Annotated in this window: 16 protein-coding genes; 5 read left to right on the top strand and 11 right to left on the bottom strand. The window is 70.4% G+C overall.

Annotated elements, in window-relative coordinates; all coding sequences use genetic code 11:
• Positions 1-61 precede the first annotated feature (61 nt).
• The 3 genes from IG62_RS0122455 to IG62_RS0122465 are packed head-to-tail and all read right to left on the bottom strand — an operon-like array spanning position 62 to position 4,573.
• Positions 62-892, bottom strand: coding sequence for a hypothetical protein (locus tag IG62_RS0122455; RefSeq protein ID WP_030806047.1), 831 nt, complete (start codon positions 890-892; stop codon positions 62-64).
• Positions 889-3,372: a phosphoribosyltransferase gene (locus IG62_RS0122460; RefSeq protein WP_030806049.1), complete on the bottom strand. Its 2,484-nt coding sequence runs from the start codon at positions 3,370-3,372 to the stop codon at positions 889-891. Before IG62_RS0122460 ends, IG62_RS0122455 begins: the two co-directional genes overlap by 4 nt.
• A 28-nt stretch (positions 3,373-3,400) precedes the next feature.
• On the bottom strand, positions 3,401-4,573 hold the full coding sequence (locus IG62_RS0122465; RefSeq protein WP_030806051.1) for an HpcH/HpaI aldolase/citrate lyase family protein: 1,173 nt from the start codon (positions 4,571-4,573) through the stop codon (positions 3,401-3,403).
• 218 nt (positions 4,574-4,791) lie between these two features.
• On the opposite strand from IG62_RS0122465, the gene IG62_RS0122470 reads away from it, so the two are divergent.
• A complete protein-coding gene (locus IG62_RS0122470) occupies positions 4,792-5,904 on the top strand; it encodes a TerD family protein (protein WP_030806056.1) in 1,113 nt (370 codons plus the stop codon).
• A gap of 31 nt (positions 5,905-5,935) precedes the next feature.
• Here IG62_RS0122470 and IG62_RS0122475 read toward each other — a convergent pair whose 3' ends face one another.
• The 6 genes from IG62_RS0122475 to IG62_RS0122500 form a co-directional block, all read right to left on the bottom strand.
• Positions 5,936-6,679 (bottom strand): TerD family protein, encoded by a 744-nt coding sequence (locus IG62_RS0122475; protein WP_030806057.1) that lies wholly within the window; start codon positions 6,677-6,679, stop codon positions 5,936-5,938.
• Between the two features lie 97 nt (positions 6,680-6,776).
• Positions 6,777-7,916: a DUF475 domain-containing protein gene (locus IG62_RS0122480; RefSeq protein ID WP_030806058.1), complete on the bottom strand. Its 1,140-nt coding sequence runs from the start codon at positions 7,914-7,916 to the stop codon at positions 6,777-6,779.
• Positions 7,917-7,968: 52 nt separating this feature from the next.
• Positions 7,969-8,544, bottom strand: coding sequence for a TerD family protein (locus IG62_RS0122485; protein WP_030806064.1), 576 nt, complete (start codon positions 8,542-8,544; stop codon positions 7,969-7,971).
• A gap of 178 nt (positions 8,545-8,722) precedes the next feature.
• Entirely contained in the window at positions 8,723-9,298 is a 576-nt protein-coding gene (locus IG62_RS0122490) for a TerD family protein (protein WP_030806070.1), read from the bottom strand.
• 170 nt (positions 9,299-9,468) lie between these two features.
• Positions 9,469-9,927, bottom strand: a complete 459-nt coding sequence (locus tag IG62_RS0122495) for a peroxiredoxin (protein WP_030806072.1) — start codon at positions 9,925-9,927, stop codon at positions 9,469-9,471.
• Positions 9,928-10,072: 145 nt separating this feature from the next.
• Positions 10,073-10,504 (bottom strand): DUF3052 domain-containing protein, encoded by a 432-nt coding sequence (locus IG62_RS0122500; protein WP_030414571.1) that lies wholly within the window; start codon positions 10,502-10,504, stop codon positions 10,073-10,075.
• 519 nt (positions 10,505-11,023) lie between these two features.
• Between IG62_RS0122500 and aceE the strand changes: the two genes are divergently transcribed.
• Complete coding sequence (gene aceE, locus IG62_RS0122505; protein WP_030806075.1) at positions 11,024-13,756, top strand: pyruvate dehydrogenase (acetyl-transferring), homodimeric type; 2,733 nt, start codon at positions 11,024-11,026, stop codon at positions 13,754-13,756.
• 128 nt (positions 13,757-13,884) lie between these two features.
• Here aceE and IG62_RS0122510 read toward each other — a convergent pair whose 3' ends face one another.
• A complete protein-coding gene (locus IG62_RS0122510) occupies positions 13,885-14,310 on the bottom strand; it encodes a peptidase inhibitor family I36 protein (RefSeq protein WP_030806077.1) in 426 nt (141 codons plus the stop codon).
• A 583-nt stretch (positions 14,311-14,893) separates the two neighbouring features.
• On the bottom strand, positions 14,894-16,495 hold the full coding sequence (locus tag IG62_RS0122515) for an MFS transporter (protein WP_030806080.1): 1,602 nt from the start codon (positions 16,493-16,495) through the stop codon (positions 14,894-14,896).
• A gap of 115 nt (positions 16,496-16,610) precedes the next feature.
• Here IG62_RS0122515 and IG62_RS0122520 point away from each other — a divergent pair, with 115 nt between their 5' ends.
• The 3 genes from IG62_RS0122520 (at position 16,611) to IG62_RS0122530 (ending at position 19,778) form a co-directional block, all read left to right on the top strand.
• On the top strand, positions 16,611-17,270 hold the full coding sequence (locus IG62_RS0122520) for a TetR/AcrR family transcriptional regulator (protein WP_030806082.1): 660 nt from the start codon (positions 16,611-16,613) through the stop codon (positions 17,268-17,270).
• Positions 17,271-17,468: 198 nt separating this feature from the next.
• Complete coding sequence (locus IG62_RS0122525) at positions 17,469-18,683, top strand: alpha/beta hydrolase (RefSeq protein WP_030806084.1); 1,215 nt, start codon at positions 17,469-17,471, stop codon at positions 18,681-18,683.
• Positions 18,684-18,896: 213 nt separating this feature from the next.
• Positions 18,897-19,778 carry a DUF4429 domain-containing protein gene (locus IG62_RS0122530; RefSeq protein WP_030806087.1) on the top strand — a complete coding sequence of 294 codons (882 nt, stop codon included), beginning with the start codon at positions 18,897-18,899 and terminating at the stop codon, positions 19,776-19,778.
• Positions 19,779-19,820 lie beyond the last annotated feature (42 nt).

Here is a 19,820-nt window from a genome sequence, read left to right on the forward strand (position 1 = left end):
CGGATCAACGATCGGGTGTCGGCCGATCATCGGAAGGGCGGCCGACCGCGCCATGGCGAGACTAGCCGAGGGCCGGGGCCATCCCCCGGTTATCCACAGCCCCCAGGAAGGCCCGGACGATCTCCTCGCCCGCGGCGGCGCCCCGGGCGTCGAGCGCGGTGACGTGGTCGGCCCGCCAGCCGGAGTCGGCCAGTTCGCCGTGGCCCGGCCGCCAGCCGCGGTCCGCGGCCAGCAGCAGGTCCGCGTCGAGCAGGGAGTCACCGGCCGCGAGCACCTGGGACGCCCCGGTACGCCGGGCCACCTCCGCCACGGCCGCGCTCTTGGTCAGCGGCCGGGGCACCGCGTAGATCTTGCGGCCCTGCAGGGAGACGGTCCAACCGCGCTCCTCCGCCCAGCGGGCCAGCTCCTTCGCCCAGGTGTCGGGCAGCAGCGCCCGCTCCACGACGAGGTAGGCGAAGAGGTCCTCGGCGACCCGTTCCTTGAGCAGCCAGGCGGGATCGGCGGTGCGGACCAGGTGTTCCCGGACCTCCGCCAGCGGCGCGCACTGCGCGGCGAGCCGCTCGGCGACGGTGCGCCGCCAGTCCGGGTCGGACTCGCCCCGGACGAGCAGATGGCCGCCGTTGGCGCAGATCGCGAACTCCGGTGGCGGGCCGGGGAGGTGGATCCGGCCGTACTGCTCGCGGGTGCGGGTGGTGGTCGGCACGAAGGTGGTGCCGGCGGCGAGTTCGGCGAGCAGCCCGGCGGCCGTCTCCGTCATGTAGGAGAGCGGTGCGCCCTGGTAGACCTCGACGCACAGCAGCCGTGGGGCCTCGGCGTCGGGCATGGCGAGGCCGAGGGCCGGGGCCGAGTAGATCAGGGTGCGGTCGAGATCGCTGGCGACGACCGTGCTCATGAGGAGACCACCGCCTTGCCGTCGACTCCGGTGGCGCCGCGGGTGAAGCGCGGGTGGATCAAACCCACGCAGCTGTAGGGGAGTTCGTCGACCTCTTCGACGGGCACGCCCCGTTGTTCCGCCAGGAGCCGGACGTGGTCGAGATCGGTCCCGGCACCGCGGCGGGCCAGGATCTTCCAGGGGACCCGGCGCAGCAGTACCCGGGTGGTCTCACCGACGCCGGGCTTGACGAGGTTGACGTCGTGGATGCCGTACTCCTCGCTGATCCGCTCGACGGCCGCCCAGCCCTCCCAGGTGGGGGCCCGGTCGGCGCCGGCCAGCTCCTTCACCTCGGCGGTGACGTCCTCGGCGACCTCGTCGAAGCAGACGCTGACGGTGTCCAGGAACGCCCGCGAGACATCGGCGCCGGCCAGTTCGCGGTAGAACTTGGCGCCGTGGAAGTCGTCCGGGCCGACCAGGTCGTCGCGCAGGACCGTGCGCGATATGAGGCCGGAGACGGTGGAGTTGAGGCAGGCGGACGGGATGAGGAAGTCGTCGCGGGTGCCGTAGGTCTCGACGCAGCCGCCGGGGTCGGCGAGCACGGCGATCCGCGGGTCGAAGCCGGGGAAGTCCGCCAGCGCCTGGGCGAGTTCGCGGGTGATGGCGCCCTTGCCCGTCCAGCCGTCGACGAAGACGACGTCCGTGGGGTCGTGGTGGGCGGCCAGCCAGCGCAGTGCGGTGGTGTCGATGCCCCGGCCGCGGACGATCGAGACGGCGTAGTGCGGCAGGTCGAGGCCGTGTGCGTGCCGGGCCCAGCGGCGCATCAGCACGCCGACCGGGGTGCCGGCCCGGGCCAGGGACACCAATACGGGGCGCGGGCTGCGCTCGGCGAGCACGGTCTCGGTGACGGTACCGACGGCGCGCGCGATCCGGCGCGCGGAGCTCTGCAGTGCGCTGTGGAACAGCGCCTGGTAGCGCTCGCTCGGCTGGTATTCGACCGGCAGCGACTCGGCGTAGTGGGCGCCGCCGCGCTGGATCGCCTCCTCGCGTTCCTCGGTGGGCGCTTCCAGGGTGACGTCGGACAGGTCCTGCAGCAGCCAGCCGACCTCGTCGGCGTCGTAGGAGGAGAAGGCGGGGCCGCGCAGCGGCTCGGGGAGGGGCATGGGGGCGGCCTGGGGTTGCGGGGCGTACGAGGGGAGGACGGCGAGCAGCAGCCGGTCGGTGTGGCCGGCGAGCCGGTCCAGCAGCCCGCCGGGTGCGTGCAGTTCGGGGCGGTCGCCGTGCGAGTCCACCACGGCGACGACGGCGTCGAAGCGGCGGGCCGGGTCGCTGCCGGGCGCGACGTTGTAGGCGTACCGCTCCCCCGGTCCGTCGGCCGGCCGGTCGTGGGCGGGGAAGGACAGCCGGGTGCGTATCGCGTAGCCAGGGTCGTCCACGGCGAGGACGGGCGAGCGGGTGGTGGTCGAGAAGCGGACCTCCGCGGCCGCGCCGAGGTGGGAGTCGAGCGCCCCGGCCAGCCGCAGCGGCGCGTACATCAGCTCCTCGTTGCCGAGGACGAGGATGCGGCGGGCGCCGTCCAGATGCGGGGCGAGGCGGGCCGCCAGGCCGGGGAGTGCGGCTTCCAGGCGGGCGCGGTGCGCCGGGGTGAAGCCGTGCCGCCCGCCGTCCGGCAGCCCGGCGGGCCAGCCGAGATCGACGCGTACGACCTCCGCGCGGCCGCCGTCTCCGGATCCGGGCGGGCTTTCCGGAGCCGCTGGTTCCAGCGGCGTGCGGGCCTCGTACTCCGCGACGAGCGCCTGCCCGCGGTCCAGGACGTCCTCGGGAAGGCGTACGCCCCCCGCGGCGAGCGTCACGAGGTCGACCCGGGCGCCCAGTTCCGCCGCGAACTCCTCCAGCCGGCCGCGGTCGGCGTCGGAGCGCATGTCGACCAGGGCGACGACGACGTAGTGGTCGCGCGGGAAGCGGGCGTGCAGCGCGCTGATGGTGTTCAGGACCGTCCGGCCGGTGGAGAACTCGTCGTCGACGAGCACCAGCGGCCCGTCCCCCGCGAGGAGTTGCCGGTCCTCGGGGAGCAGCAGGTGCGAGGTGGCGTGGCTGTGCTCCTCCTCGAACCCCGCCTGGTGGGCCACCCCTTCGACCGGCCGGCGGGTGGAGTGCAGGTACGGCGCGAGCCCCAGGCCGTCGGCGACCGAGTGCCCGAGGCCGGTGGCGGTCTCGGCGTAGCCCAGGACGACGGCGCGGGCGGCCGCCTCGTCCCCCAGCAGCGTGCGCACCCGGCGCCCCAGGCCCACGCCGGCGCCGTGCACCACGTCCGGCCGCTGCGGCACGTGCTTGCCCAGCACGTTCGACACGAGCAGATGGGCCCGCTTGGGGTTGCGCCGCAGCGCCAGTCCCAGCAGGCCGGTCAGCTCGTCCCCGCCGCTCAGCGAGACGCCGAGCCGGCCGGCGACCCATTCTCCCGTCCAGACCACGCGTTCCGTCTCCTCCGTCGTACCGTTCATGTCGTGCGCCGTTTGTCCCAGGTGGTGCTCAGGTCTGCGGCAGGCTCGCCGTCAGCATTTCCACGAATCCGATGCCCTCCCGCGCGACGCCGAACGCCTCGGCGCGCAGCAGGGTGCGCTCGGCCCAGGCGCGGTGCGGCTTCACCTCGTTCATCTTGTTCGTGTACGCCGAGCGCAGGACCCCGCCGTCGCAGCGTTCCGGCCGCAGGATGTCGACCGCGTCGCTGAACTCCTCGTGGCTGACGACCGAGAGGGCGTGCACCGGCGCGACGTGCGAGGGGTGGATGCAGGTCTTGCCCTGCAGACCGTTGGCGCGGTCCAGCTCGATCTCGCGCAGCAGGCCGTCCATGTCGTGCTCGATCAGCGCGGTGCGCAGCTCCTCGGCGCGTCCGAGGAACGGCGAGCGGCGCAGCTGGGGCTTGAACATCCGCTCGTGCAGCCGGAAGTACTCCCAGACCGGACCGGTGACGGTGAAGCCGGTGCCGTCCGCCCGGCCCAGCACGTTGACCACGTCGGCGATGACGGAGGCCACGATCTGGACGTCGTACGCGGTCATGTCGGGCGCCCTGCGCAGCCCGTAGGCGGAACAGAAGTCCGTGACGCCCAGCCGGAGGGCGAGGACGCGGTCCCGGTATTTGTCGACGGTGCGGGCGATGCCCTGGAGCGTCTCGGGGCGGCTCTCCAGGTGGAGCAGTTCCGGGGACTCCAGTACCGGCATCGCGAACAGCCGCCGGTCGCCTGCGGACTCGGCCGCGGTCAGCGCTTCGAGGAACGGCACACCACGTTCTTCGGTGAACTTCGGAAGTACAAATCCAGACAGCCGGCGCACGGCCGGTCCGATACGGCGGATCAGATCCGGTATCTGCCCGGGCGCTCGTACCCGGATGAACAGCAGCGGGAGGTCCGTGCCCGCCTCGGCCGCCTCGTCGAGCAGTCCGAGCTGCCGTACGAGGTTCTCCTCACCGGCCGCGACGTCCGCGTCGCCTATGGAATCCTCCAGACACAGCACCATGGACAGCACGCCGCGCCCGGCCTGTTTGAGGACGTCGGCGGCGAGTCGCGGCCGGGTGGCGGGGCTGTAGAGGGTGGCACCGAGGGCGACCGCGAGCGTGCGGGCCGGGGAATCGGCGGTGAACTCCACCGGCTCTTGGTGGAACAGTGTCTTCCGGATGGCGGGCGGAAGATGCCCAAAATGCCGCATATAACTCCCCGATTACCTGCGGGACCCGGGCACCCCCGCTGCGTCTCGCTGTCTGGATCCAGCCGGTAATCGTACGTCCGGCGGGGTGGGGTTGGTTCCCACGCGCGTGAAAATCACGTAACCCTCATGAGGCGCCCGGGTGTCGGGCCGGACGCCCGACGCACCGGCTCGCGTGCCCCGCGTTGTCCCTGCCACCTCCGGGAAGGCAGGATTGCGGCATGACGCACGCGATGTTGAAAGGGTCGAACGTACCCCTCGACGCCACGGCCGTCCGGGCCGTCCTGCGCTGGACGCCCGGCGCCGACGTCCCCGACGTCGATGCCTCGGCGCTGCTGGTGGGGCCCGAGGGGCGTGTGCGTTCCGACGAGGACTTCGTCTTCTACAACCAGCCGCGGCATCCCAGCGGTCTGGTGCGGCATCTGCCCAAGGCCCGGCTCGACGAAAGTCTGGCCGAAACCATCGAGGCGGACCTGGCCGGCCTGGATCCGTCGATCGAACGGGTCGTACTGGCCGCATCGTCCGACGGCGGTGCCTTCGCGGGCGTAGCCGACCTGCGGGTTCTGCTGTACGACGCGGCGGCGGGCGACGGTGAGCCGATCGCGGTCTTCGACGTGGAGCCCGAGACCGGCGACGAGACCGCGCTGATCTGCGGGGAGTTGTACCGCCGTGCCGAGTCCTGGAAGTTCCGCGCCCTGGGGCAGGGGTACGAGAGCGGCCTGACGGGCCTGGCGAACGAATTCGGCATCTCGGTGGAGGAGAACGACGAAGCGGTCGGCGGCGCCGCGTCGGATGCCGGGGCAACGGCCCCCGCGGCAGCCCCGGAAGCAGCGGCGTCCGCCTCGGCCGCCACGACGGCGGTCACCCCGGCCCCGCAGAGCGGGCCGACCGGTACCGGCGCCGTCACCCCGCCGCCGAGCACCTGGCCCGAAGGGGCGTCCGGCCCGGGAGCCACGGGCGACCCGGAGAGCTACCCGCTGGCGGACCCGGAGGCCGTCACCCAGCACGTGGCGGACGCGATGCCCGAGCCGTTCTCGGCCGCCCCGCTCCCCCCGGCCGGCGCCCCGCCCCAGGCGCCCGCGGCCGCCCCGACGACCGGCGGCGGCTACGGCTACCCGGCGCACGTCCCGCCGCCGCCCACCCAGCCCCCGGCCCAGCCCGGCTACGGCTACCCGGGCCCGCCGCAGTACGCACCGCAGCAGCCGCCCGCGTACGGCTATCCGCAGCAACCGCCGGCCCCGGCCCCGGCGTACGGCTACCCGACCCAGCAGTACCCCGCGCCGGACCCGTCCTTCGTGCTGCCGCCGCAGGGCCCCCAGTTCCAGCGCCGCTAGCCGACGTCCGGCCGACCGGGCGGGGTGCGGGTCAGACCTTGGACTTGTACCCGCGCCCCCACTGGAGCCCCCAGCCGTACAGCCGGTCGAGCTCCGCCTGGAAGCCGTAGACGTACTTGACCTCGCGGCGCACCGTGAGCTCACCCTTGGTGTTCTCCAACGTGAAGATCGCGCAGGACCGGGCCTGTGGCGCGCGCTCGTCCAGCTTGACCTCCACCCGCGGTCCGCTGCTGGGGTAGAGCGTCACGACCGCATGCGTGCGGTCGAACGCCGGGGTGCCGTCGTAGATGTAGACGAAGATCAGTAGCCGCTTGATCTCGTCGCGGTGGTCCAGGTTGATGTACAGCGTCTCGCCGGAGCCCGAACCGAACCGGTCGTCCCCGCTGAGCTGGACGAACGGCGGACCGTTGAGGTCCCCGAGGAAGTTCCCCAGCGGCTGCACCACGCCCTTGGTGCCGTCCTTCAGCTCGTACAGGCAGGCCAGGTCCAGGTCGACGTTGACCACGGCCGGACCCTGCGCCTGGACGATCTCGGGCTTGAACAGCTTGCCCGGATGCCGCAGCAGCCCGCCCCTTCCCTGCCCGCCCCGCTCGTGGAAGTCGGACGTCCGCATCTGCCAGTGCAGATTGACCCGCAGATGACCGGCCGCCGCGCCCTGCTTGGTCAGCGAGATGACCGGACTGCGTTTCGTCAGCTCGACGACGTACGACGCCCCGCCGCTGTCGAAGTCGTATTTCTGGGCGCCACCGCGCCACAGGTTCCCCAGGAACGACACCTTGCCCACCCCATTGCTCGGCCCCAATTACCGCGGGGCGGCCCGGGGTCCGTACCCCAGGCCGCCCCGCAGAGAGCGTTCCTCATTCAGCGACGCGTCACACTCCGGACGCGACTTCCGGTTTTGCCCCGGAGCTGTCGCCCGGCTTGCCCTCGCGCCGGTTGCGGACCACCGAGGAGGCGAACGAGAGGGCGATCAGCATGACGCCGATCAGACCGGTGACGACCTCGGGGATCTCGAACTTGATCGAGATGAGCAGGATGACGGCGAGCGCGCCGATGGCGTAGTGCGCGCCGTGCTCCAGGTAGACGTAGTCGTCCAGGGTGCCCTTGCGGACCAGGAAGACGGTCAGCGACCGGATGTACATCGCCCCGATGCCCAGGCCCAGCGCCATCATGAAGATGTCGTTGGTGATGGCGAACGCGCCGATGACGCCGTCGAAGGAGAAGGACGCGTCGATGACCTCCAGGTAGAGGAACATGAAGAACGCGGCCTTACCCGCCAGGCCGAGCGCCGAGCCGGCGCCCTTCGTCGCGGGCGGCGCGGCGACCGCGGTGGCCTCCTCGTCGTCCTCGTCCTCGTCCTCCTCCAGCTTGCCCTCGAAGTACCCCGAGATGCCGCCGACGACGAGGTACGTGATCAGGCCCGCGACGCCGGACAGCAGGACCGTGGCGGTCTTGTCACCGCCGCCGTGCGCGACGTTCGTCGCCACCGTCATCGCGCTCACCAGCAGGGCGACCAGCGCGATGATGACGGAGAGCATGTCGAGCTTGCCCATCTTGGCCATCGGCTTCTCGATCCAGGACAGCCACTTGTAGTCGCGCTCCTCGAAGATGAAGTCGAGGAAGATCATCAGCAGGAACATCCCGCCGAAGGCCGCGATGGCCGGGTGGGCGCTGGTGACCAGCTCCTGGTAGTGCGCCTTGTCGTTGAGGGCGAGCTTGACCGCCTCGATCGGCCCCAGTTTCGCGGTGATCGCGACGATGACGACCGGGAAGACCAGCCGCATGCCGAACACCGCGATGAGAATGCCGACGGTGAGGAAGATCTTCTGCCAGAAGGCATTCATCTTGCGCAGGATGCCTGCGTTGATGACGGCGTTGTCGAACGAGAGCGAGATCTCCAGAACGGACAGGATCCCGACGATCGCGAGCCCCTGCCACCCCCAGAGCACGCCGGCCAAGGCGAGACCGACCACCGTGATGGCGAACGACCAGCCAAAGGTTTTCAGGAGCACTGCCTACCCAATCCCTCGCTGTGTGGGTCCCCCGCGCGCAGCGCGCGGCGCTTTACGAAACGTTGACCCCGAAGTCTAGAGCGATGCCCCTCAGGCCTGACGCGTACCCCTGTCCTACCGCCCGGAACTTCCATTCGCCGTTGTAGCGGTACACCTCACCGAAGATCATTGCGGTTTCGCTCGACGCGTCCTCGCTCAGGTCATAACGGGCGAGTTCACTGCCGTCGGACTGATTGACGATCCGGATGAAGGCATTGCTGACCTGGCCGAAACTCTGGCCACGCAGATCCGCCTCATGGATCGAGACCGGAAAGACGATCTTGTCGACCTGCTCGGGCACCTGTGAGAGGTCCACCAGGATCGATTCGTCGTCGCCCTCGCCCTCACCGGTGAGGTTGTCACCGGTGTGCTCGACGGAGCCCTCGGGGCTCGTGAGGTTGTTGTAGAAGACGAAGTACTCGTCGCCCAGCACCCGGCCCGCCTGGCACAGCAGCGCGCTGGCGTCGAGGTCGAAGGGCGCGCCGGTCGTGGACCGTGCGTCCCAGCCGAGGCCGACCATGATCTGGGTGAGATTCGGCGCGGCCTTGGACAGGGAGACGTTGCCCCCCTTGGCGAGCGTGACACTCATCGTTCGCTTCCTCCCCGGTGTCGTACGGGCCCGCCCTGGCGCGGCCCGGCTCCTTCACGAGCGCCCGGCGCCGCACTCCCCGGGACGGGGGCGTACGGCGCCGGGCGCGGTCACTCTCCTGGCCGGGCGGCCACCGCGGTGGCCGCCCGGCCGAACGTCGGCGATCGGCTCGGGCCGGTCAGACGTTGACGCCGAAGTCCTGGGCGATACCGCGCAGGCCGGAGGCGTAGCCCTGGCCGATGGCGCGGAACTTCCACTCCGCGCCGTTGCGGTACAGCTCGCCGAAGACCATGGCGGTCTCGGTCGAGGCGTCCTCGCTCAGGTCGTAGCGCGCCAGCTCGTTGCCGTCGGCCTGGTTGACCACGCGGATGAAGGCGTTGCGGACCTGGCCGAAGCTCTGCTGGCGGGTCTCGGCGTCGTAGATCGACACCGGGAAGACGATCTTGGCGACATCGGCCGGCACGGCGGCGAGGTTCACCTTGATCTGCTCGTCGTCGCCCTCGCCCTCGCCGGTGATGTTGTCACCGGTGTGTTCGACCGAACCGTCCGGGCTCTTCAGGTTGTTGAAGAACACGAAGTTCTGGTCGTTGGCCACCTTGCCCTGGTCGTTCGTCAGCAGGGCGCTGGCGTCCAGGTCGAAGTCCGTACCGGTGGTGGTACGCGCGTCCCAGCCCAGACCGACGACGACCGCGGTCAGATTGGGGGCTTCCTTCGTCAGCGAGACGTTGCCGCCCTTGCTGAGGCTGACTCCCACGAGTCCTCCCGTAGATTCGAGGGGTACGTAGAGATCTGCGCCCCCATCGTGCATGGCATCGGATCAACGAATTGATCCTAGTGACCGGTTCCCACCGATTGCAGATATCGCACCTGGATCGCTGCGGATGTCGGCGCGGCGGGCACCGGCGGGTGGGAGCGCGCCCCGGCTCAGAGGGCTTCGAGGGCCTTGACGTAGTCGTTCAGGTCGCGGGCGTCGGGCAGGCCGTTGACGACCGTCCAGCGGACCACGCCCTCCTTGTCGATGACGAAGGTGCCGCGCACCGCGCAGCCCTTCTCCTCGTCGAAGACGCCGTAGGCGCGGGAGGCCTCGCCGTGCGGCCAGAAGTCCGACAGCAGCGGGTACTCCAGGCCCTCCTGCTCGGCGAAGACGCGCAGCGAGAACGGGGAGTCGTTGGAGACGGCCAGCAGCTGGACGTCGTCGTTGACGAACTTCGGCAGCTCGTCGCGCAGGGCGCACAGCTCGCCGGTGCACACGCCGGTGAAGGCGAACGGGTAGAAGAGGAGGACGACGGCCTTCTCACCGCGGAAGTCGGAGAGCTTGACCAGCTCGCCGTGCTGGTTCTTCAGCTCGAAATCCGGAGCCTTCGTGCCGACCTCGATCGCCATGGGGGTGCATCCCTTCCGCTCACGCTCAACAGAACGCGACCACCCTACGCGCCGGGGCGCCCCGTCGGGGACCCGGTCCGAGCGGGGCCGAGCCCCCTCCGGAACAGGGCGGAGGGGGCTCGGTGGCGAGTGAGGGGCCTGCGGCTCAGCGCTTGCCGGACTTGGGCGTGACCAGCCGGCTGCCCGTCCAGTCCTTGCCCGCGTTGATGCTCCGGGTCTGCGACAGGCCCGCGGTCTGCGCGGCTTCGTTGATGTCGCTGGGCTCGATGTAGCCGTCACGGCCGGTCTTGGGCGTCATCAGCCAGATCTGGCCGCCCTCGTCGATCAGACCGATGGCATCCACCAGCGCGTCCGTGAGGTCGCCGTCTTCATCGCGGAACCACAGCAGAACGACGTCGGCCACATCGTCGTAGTCCTCGTCGACGAGATCCTGGCCGATCACGGTCTCAATGGCTTCGCGGAGATCCTGATCGACGTCATCGTCGTAGCCGATCTCCTGGACCACCTGTCCGGGCTCGAACCCCAGCCTGGCGGCAGGGTTGGTCCGCTCCTCCGCGTGGTCCGCGGTCGCGCTCACGGATTGCCTCCTGTCATGTTTCGGAAAATGCTCGGGGACCCCGCGCGTGCGCGGAGCATTGGGCGTAGTCCACACGGGCCGGGCGGATCGCGCAAGTACCCGGCGGTCCAGACCGCCGAAACGGTGACGTTTCGCGGCGTCTCGCCGCAACCGCGACCCCCGGGAGACAGGGTGAAGTGATTCACACCACAGCGTTCTGCGGGGTTTATCGGGTAGATGCGCGCGACTGGTCCCTTCGGGGGGTGGCCGGGCCCGGTGCCGGATCTCATTTCGGAGGGCGTACGTCCGTACGCGAAGCACTTTCGACGTGGGCGTATGGTTGCGATTTGGCCGACCTGAGAAATCGGCCTTTTCAGCGCCATCTCTCAGCGGATGGTTACCCATCGGTAGAGGTGACGTATCGCTGTGGCTCGGTACACGATGGAAGACGGCGCGACACCAAGGCAGAGACAGCATTCGTCCCGTGCACGGCATGAATAACGTGCGGAGCACGACACGACCCGAACACGAAGGAACAGCGTGGCTTCCGGATCCGATCGAAACCCGATCATCATTGGCGGCCTTCCCAGCCAGGTCCCGGACTTCGATCCCGAAGAGACCCAGGAATGGCTCGACTCGCTCGACGCGGCCGTCGACGAGCGAGGCCGGGAACGTGCCCGCTATCTCATGCTCCGGCTGATCGAGCGGGCCCGCGAGAAGCGCGTGGCCGTGCCGGAGATGCGCAGCACGGACTACGTCAACACCATCGCGACCAAGGACGAGCCGTTCTTCCCCGGCAACGAGGAGATCGAGCGCAAGGTCCTCAACGCGACCCGGTGGAACGCCGCCGTCATGGTGTCCCGCGCCCAGCGTCCCGGCATCGGCGTCGGCGGTCACATCGCCACCTTCGCGTCCTCCGCCTCCCTCTACGACGTGGGCTTCAACCACTTCTTCCGGGGCAAGGACGAGGGTGACGGCGGCGACCAGATCTTCTTCCAGGGCCACGCCTCCCCCGGTGTCTACGCCCGCGCGTTCCTCCTCGACCGGCTGACCGAGGCCCAGCTGGACGCCTTCCGTCAGGAGAAGTCCAAGGCCCCCAACGGCCTGTCCAGCTACCCGCACCCGCGGCTGATGCCGGACTTCTGGGAGTTCCCGACCGTCTCGATGGGCCTCGGCCCGCTCGGGGCGATCTACCAGGCCCGGATGAACCGCTACATGGAGGCCCGCGGCATCGCCGACACCTCCAAGTCGCACGTGTGGGCCTACCTCGGCGACGGCGAGATGGACGAGCCCGAGTCGCTCGGCCAGCTGTCCATCGCCGCCCGCGAGGGCCTGGACAACCTGACCTTCGTCGTGAACTGCAACCTGCAGCGCCTGGACGGCCCGGTCCGCGGCAACGGCAAGATCATGCAGGAGCTGGAGTCGCAGTTCCGCGGCGCGGGCTGGAACGTCATCAAGCTGGTCTGGGACCGCAGCTGGGACCCGCTGCTCGCGCAGGACCGCGACGGCATCCTGGTCAACAAGCTCAACAGCACCCCCGACGGCCAGTTCCAGACCTACGCGACCGAGACCGGCGCGTACATCCGCGAGCACTTCTTCGGCGACGACCACCGCCTGCGGAAGATGGTCGAGAACATGACCGACGACCAGATCCTGCACCTGGGCCGCGGCGGTCACGACCACAAGAAGATCTACGCGGCCTATGCGGCGGCCAAGGCGCACAAGGGCCAGCCGACCGTGATCCTCGCGCAGACCGTCAAGGGCTGGACGCTCGGCCCGAACTTCGAGGGCCGCAACGCGACCCACCAGATGAAGAAGCTGACGGTCGACGACCTCAAGGGCTTCCGCGACCGGCTGCACCTGCCGATCCCGGACAAGGACCTGGAGGACGGCCTGCCGCCGTACTACCACCCGGGCCGCGACTCCGAAGAGATCCAGTACATGCACGACCGGCGCAAGTCGCTGGGCGGGTACGTGCCCACCCGTGTCGTGCGCGCCAAGCCGCTGGCGCTGCCGGACGACAAGGCCTACGCGGGTGCCAAGAAGGGCTCGGGCCAGCAGAAGATCGCCACGACCATGGCGTTCGTCCGCATCCTGAAGGACCTCATGCGGGACAAGGAGATCGGCAAGCGCTTCGTGCCGATCGCGCCCGACGAGTACCGCACCTTCGGCATGGACGCGTTCTTCCCGTCGGCCAAGATCTACAACCCGCTGGGCCAGCAGTACGAGTCGGTGGACCGCGAACTTCTCCTGGCCTACAAGGAGTCGCCGACCGGCCAGATGCTGCACGACGGCATCACCGAGGCGGGCTGCACGGCCTCGCTGATCGCGGCCGGCTCCGCCTATGCCACGCACGGTGAGCCGCTGATCCCGGTCTACGTCTTCTACTCGATGTTCGGGTTCCAGCGCACCGGTGACCAGTTCTGGCAGATGGCCGACCAGCTGGCGCGCGGTTTCGTGCTCGGCGCGACCGCGGGTCGTACCACGCTGACCGGTGAGGGCCTCCAGCACGCCGACGGCCACTCCCAGCTGCTGGCCTCGACGAACCCGGCCTGTGTCGCCTACGACCCGGCCTACGGTTACGAGATCGCGCACATCGTCAAGGACGGTCTGCGGCGGATGTACGGCGAGAACGCCGAGGACATCTTCTACTACCTGACCGTCTACAACGAGCCGATCCAGCACCCCGCGGAGCCGGCCGACGTCGACGTCGAGGGCATCCTCAAGGGTCTGCACCGCATCAAGGCCGGCGAGAAGGGCGAGCACGCGGCCCAGATCCTCGCTTCCGGCGTCGCGGTGCCGTGGGCGGTCGAGGCCCAGCAGATCCTCGCGGACGAGTGGAACGTCAAGGCCGATGTGTGGTCGGCGACCTCCTGGAACGAGCTGCGCCGCGACGCGGTGGACGTCGAGGAGCACAACCTGCTGCACCCGGAGGAGGAGCAGCGCGTCCCGTACGTGACGCAGAAGCTCCAGGGCGCCGAGGGCCCGAAGGTCGCGGTGTCGGACTGGATGCGTTCCGTCCCGGACCAGATCTCCCGCTGGGTCCCGGGTACGTACCAGTCGCTGGGCGCCGACGGCTTCGGCTTCGCGGACACCCGTGGTGCGGCCCGTCGCTTCTTCCACATCGACGCGCAGTCCATCGTCCTGAGCGTGCTCACCGAGCTCGCCAAGGAGGGCAAGGTCGACCGTTCCCTGCTGAAGCAGGCCATCGACCGCTACCAGCTCCTGGACGTCGCGGCCGCCGACGCGGGTGAGGCCGGCGGCGACGCCTGATCCCCCCGCGGCCTGCCGCCGCACCGCTTCCGTCGCGCCCCCCGGCCGGTGTCCTCCACCGGCCGGGGGGCGCGGTGGTGTGCGGCCCGGCGGGCCGGCACCTCGCGGTGGGACCGCCGCTGCGCGGTTCATCGCTCCCACACCTTGAACGCCCTTACCTGGTAAGGGGATCGGGGCACCCAGGTGCCGCCGCCGGGGTAGGTGTTGTACTCGGCGGTCTCGGCGCACTCCGCGCTCTGGTACGTGGTGACCGGCCGGCCCATCCGGTTGGCGAACGAGGCGGCGCTGACGCCCTTGGGCAACGTGATGCAGCTTTCGATGTCGGTGTCGGACAGCTCGTGGGTCTGCCGCTTGCCGGTGAAGTCCGCCTTCGGCCAGAGGCACAGCTGCCCCGCCGCGCATTCGCCCGAGGCCGCGGCGGCGCGGCCGGTGGTGGCCGCGTGTGCGGGGACGGTGCCGAGCGCGGCCGGGAGGGTGAGCGCGGCGGCCAGGGTGGCGAGGCCGGTGAACAGGGCGGTGGCGGTGGTGGCGGACGTGCGCAGACGCAGACGCATAGGAATCTCTCCCCCGTGAGGTACGTGACGTGCCGCGGCGGGCGGGCTGCCCGCGGCGGGTTCGTCATCGACCTTCGCCGGGCCGCGGGGCGATTGCCAAGGCCCGGCCGGGTCCACCACCCGGATCAGGTATGTGGACAAGCGGACCGGCCGGAAGCGGGGCTGCGGCGTACGAGGTTGACGTGGTGCGGGGCGGCCGGACGGGCCGCGGAAACCGTTCTTCGCGGCCGCCTTGCGGGCACGGGGGCAGGGGCGTCACCTGTAATGCGCGCAGGGGCCGGGCCCGGTTCCCGGCACGGCTCACCCGGATGAGGGATTCGGCGTTCCGGAAGGGGTCAACTGCCGCTTGGCGCCCGGAAGGTGGGCCGTGCGGTGGCCCGGGACGGGTGGTTGACACGGCCGGCCCCGCGGCTCCGCGCCGCGGCCAGGCGACGGCGGACACGCGGCGGGGGCGTAGGCAGCGGCGGAGCACGCGACGCTGGCGTACGCGACGGCGCGCGGCCGGCCGAGGAGTGCCTCGACCGGCCGCGCGCCGGGGTACTGCGGGTGGGCCCGGGGCGCTCAACGGCCCTCGGCGCCGGGGTCAGATGTGGCCGACGCCGGCACCAGCCTCGGCGTTCGCTCCGCGCTTGGTGAAGAGCGCAACGATCGCCGCGACGACCGCGACACCGCAGGCGACGGTGAAGGCCAGGCCCATGCCGGACACGAAGGTGTCGTGCGCGACCGAGGTGATCTTCTGGGCGAACTCCGGCGGGGTGTGCTTCGGGACCGGCGCGATACCGGCCGAGACCGCGTCCGAGACCTTCGGCATCTGGGCGGGCGGGATCGGCGGGAGGCCGGCCGACTGCCACTTGCCCGGGAGGTCGCTCTCCACGCGGGAGGCCATGACCGCCCCGAGCACGGCCGTACCGAGGCTGCCGCCGACCTGCATGGCGGCCTGCTGGAGGCCGCCGGCGACGCCGGAGAGCTCCAGGGGCGCGTTGCCGACGATGACCTCGGTGGCGCCGACCATGACGGGCGCGAGGCCGAGGCCGAGCAGGGCGAACCAGACGGACATCGGCCCGGTGCCGGTGTTGGTGTCGAGGCCGGACATGCCGTACGTCGCGATTGCGGTGAAGACCATGCCGCCGACCAGCGGGATGCGCGGGCCGAACTTGGTGATCAGGACGCCTGCCAGCGGCGACGCGACGATCATCATGCCGGTGAGCGGGAGGAGGTGGAGGCCGCTGTCCACGGGGCTCATGCCGTGGACGTTCTGCAGGTAGAACGTCACGAAGAACAGGCCGCCCATGAAGGCGAAGGCCATCAGCACCATGAGGATCGTGCCGGCGGTCAGCGGCACGGAGCGGAACATCCGCAGCGGGATGAGCGGTTCGCGGACCCTGGTCTCCAGGAGGGCGAACAGCGCGAACAGGACCACGGCCCCGATCAGGAAGCCCCAGGTCTTCATGTCACCCCATCCCCAGTCGGCCGCCTTGATCAGCGGCCAGATGAGGCAGAACATCGCGGCCGAGAGCAGCACGATGCCGGGGATGTCGAACGAGCGGGGGGCGTTCTCCGCGCGGTGGTCCTTGAGGATCACCAGGCCGAGGACCAGGGCCAGCACGCCGACCGGGACGTTGATGAAGAACACGGACTGCCAGTTGACGTGCTCGACCAGCAGTCCGCCGACTATGGGGCCGCCGGCGGTGGAGGCGCCGATGACCATGCCCCAGATGCCGATCGCCATGTTGAGCTTCTCGGCCGGGAAGGTGGCGCGCAGCAGTCCGAGGGCGGCGGGCATCAGCAGCGCGCCGAACAGGCCCTGGAACACGCGGAAGACGATGACCAGCGTGACCTGGCTGGAGAAGCCGATGGCTCCGGAGGCGGCGGCGAAACCGACGATGCCTATGAGGAAGGTCTGACGGTGACCGAAGCGGTCACCGAGCTTTCCGGCCGTGATCAGCGAGACGGCCAGCGCGAGCATGTAGCCGTTGGTGATCCACTGCACGTCGCCGAACGAGGCACCGAGGTCATCCTTGATCGCCGGGTTGGCGATGGCGACGATCGTGCCGTCCAGGGCCACCATCATGACGCCGATGGCGACGGAGAAGAGGGTCAGCCACGGATGGCCTCGCAGCCCCCGCGGGGGCTCCGGTACGGGAAGTTCCGGCGCGGCGTGGGCGACCGGGGTCTGGGAACTCATACCCCGAGGCTAATGTCAGCGACTGACAATTGACAAAGCAATCCATGAGTCGGTAACTGTCATCTCCCTCACAGGTAATCTGAGCAGCGAGAACACCACGGAAAGGCGGCGCAGGATGGCCACCTCGACGCCGCAGACGGCCCCCGGAGGCGGACTGCGCGAACGCAAGAAGCAGCGCACCCGTGACGCCCTGATCCGCGCCGCGCTCGAACTGTTCACGGAGCAGGGCTACGAAGAGACGACCGTCGACGAGATCGCCGAGGCGGTGGACGTCTCCCAGAGGACGTACTTCCGGTACTTCGCCAACAAGGAGGACGTCGCCTTCGCGGTCCAGGAGATGGTCGAGGCCCGCTTCCTCGACGAGCTGACCGCGCGGCCCGCCTCCGAGGATCCGCTGACGGCACTGCGCAGCGCGGTGCTGGTGGCTTGGGACGACATCGGCAGCGCCATCGCATCGGTGGTCCCGGTGGAGCTGCACATGCGGACGTACCGGATGATCGAGTCCACGCCCACGCTTGTGGCCTCCCATCTGCGGCGCTCGTCCGAGCTGGAGGAGCGGATCGCGGGACTGATCGCCCGGCGCGAGGGGCTGGACGTCGATGCCGATCCGCGGCCGCGGGTGCTGGTCGCCGCGTTCTGCGGGGTGATGCGGGTGGCCGGCAAGGTATGGGGCGAGGGTCCGGACTGCAGCGTGGAGTCCATCCGTGAGCTGACCCAGTCCTATCTCGACCACATCCAGCCGGCGATCGGCGGCGACTGGCGCTCCGCCCGTTGAGGCCGAATCCCCCGCAACTACCCGTAACGGACAGCCGCCGCTGAGCAACCCATTAACCGCATGATGAGACCGCTCCTGCACGACTGAGCGCAGGAAATCGGCAATTCATGTCCGGTTTGGTCGAAATACCCACCGCGAAACGTGATATCACTCACGGGCCCGGCAGCGTGCCTTCCTCGTCTCCTAGGGTGGCCCGCGGTGACTTCCTTCCCGGGCCTGGGCCCCTCCTCCGGTTTTCTGCAGTCCACCGCCTGGCGTGCGGCACTCGCCTTGGCGGTGGTGTTCGTGATGCTCGCCATGACCGGCTGGACGGCCGTCAGAGGCACCAAGGACGATGCCAATCCCCTGGCCACGGCCAGAACGGCCTGGAAGCACGCCACCTTCCTCGGGCGTCCGCTGCCCGACCCCAACGGCTCCCCGGCCACCCTGCGGGCCTTCTTCGCCGCGCTCACCGGCGCACAGAAGCAGCAGCTCGCCGCTCGGTACCCGCTGGTCGTCGGCAACATGGGCGGCGCGCCCGCCGCACTGCGTTACCGGGCCAACCGGATGGCGATCGACGACGCCCGCGCCGTGGAGAAGCGGCGGATGGGCGACCACCGGCTCACGCCCGTGGGCCGCCAGGAAGCCGGCCGGCTGATGCACCGCTTCGAGTCGATGATGAGCCCCGGGCGACAGATCCTCGCCTTCGATCCGGCCGGCGGCGGCCGGGCGGCGGAGGTCTTCGGCAACCTCCCGGCGGCGAAGCGGGTCTCCGTAGTGGTGCCCGGTGTGGACACCAACCTCTCGACCTTCGAACGGACCGCACGGGCCACCGCGGCGCCCGTCGGCATGGCGCGTTCCCTCTACGCCGCCGAGCGCACGGCCAAGCCGGGCGTGCGGACGGCCGTGATCGCCTGGGCCGACTACACCACGCCGTCCGGCCTCGGCGTCGAGGCCGCCACCGGGAACCTCGCCGAGGCCGGCGCGATCCGGCTGCGCGCCCTGGTGAAGTCACTGCCGTCCTCCGACACCGTCTCGCTGTTCTGCCACAGCTACGGCTCCGTGGTGTGCGGCGTCGCCGCCCGGCACCTGCCGGCGAACGTCGAGGACATCACGGTCGCGGGCAGCCCCGGCATGCGGGCGGAGAGCCTCTCCGGGCTCGGCACCCACGCCCGGGTCTGGGCGATGCGGGACTCCGACGACTGGATCCAGGACGTGCCGTACCTGGAGGTCGGCGGCCTCGGCCACGGCGCCGACCCGGTGGATCCGTCCTTCGGCTCCCGGATCCTGTCCGCCGACGGTGCCGTCGGACACGCCGGCTACTTCGCGCCCGGCACCCGCAGCCTGCGCAACTTCGCTCTGGTCGGGGTCGGGGCGCTCGACTCGGTGGACTGCGCGACCGACGATCCGCACTGCAGCACGGGCCTGGCCTGAACTCCCGCGCGGATACGGCCGGTTCCCGCCGGCACGGCCCGGCGCCCGGGGACGGGCCGTGCCGACGGGAACCGTCCCCGGTGGCGAGCGCGTCAATGGGGCGAGGGCCGGAAGCGGCTGGGCCGAGGCGCGTGACGCGCGTAGTCCTGGCAGGCGCCTTCAAGGTGTCCGGAAGGGGGACGGGCGGGCAACCGCCCGCATACGATGAGCCGCATGGGTGATGTGCTGGCCGGTTTTCATGCCGTCTGGGAGTTCGACACGGACTCCGTACTCATCCGCTTCGAACGGGGGATCCGCAGGCCGAAGCTCTTCCAGGCGCTCGGCGAGCGACGCATTCCGTACGAGGCGCTGAGCTCCGTCGAGCTGTCCGAGGGCAGACGCGGCACGGTGGTGCTGCACGCCGTGCCCAGGCCTGGTGCCGACCCCCTGATGGAGGCGGCGAACGGGCAGCTGAAGGAGGAGGCCGATCCGTATCGGCTGGTGCTGCCGGCCGAACGCGCGACCCTGGCGGAGTTCTACGCGGACGAGCTGCGCACGGCGCTGGGCCCCGACGCCAAGGAACCGGCCGAGCGTCATCTGGTGACCGCACCGGAACCTCCGCTCCACTTCAAGGCGTACGACGGCAAGGCCTCCTTCGACGGCCGTTCGGTCGCCTTCCGCTGGTTCTGGACCGGGGCATCGTCGGCGAAGTGGAAGTGCGGCGACCAGACCTTCACGGTCGGCGAGTTGGCCGGCGTCGAGTGGCGCTCGCCGGAGATCTTCAACGGCTACCTCCGGCTGTTGGAACGCGGGGCGGCCGAACCAGGCAAGGGCGAGGCCGATCAGGACCCGGCAGCGGTGGTGTTCGGGCTGGGGTACGGCCCCGTCCACGAGTCGCTGCCGTTCGCCGCAGCGGTACTGCAGGCGGTGCGCGCCGCCGAGCCGGAGCAGGAGAGCGCGGAGCGCGAACCGGTGTGCCGCCGGGCCGGGGACGCAGGCCGGGACCCCGCGGACATCGCGGACCGGATACGGCACTTGGGCGAGCTGCACGACGCCGGGCTGCTGACGGACGACGAGTTCAGTATGAAGAAGGCCGAACTGCTGGCCGAGCTGTAGGACCCCGGCTCACCGCGGGCCGGCTGCCGACCGGCGGTGTCG

Source organism: Streptomyces sp. NRRL S-337 (genome assembly GCF_000720175.1).
GTDB lineage: Bacteria > Actinomycetota > Actinomycetes > Streptomycetales > Streptomycetaceae > Streptomyces > Streptomyces siderophoricus.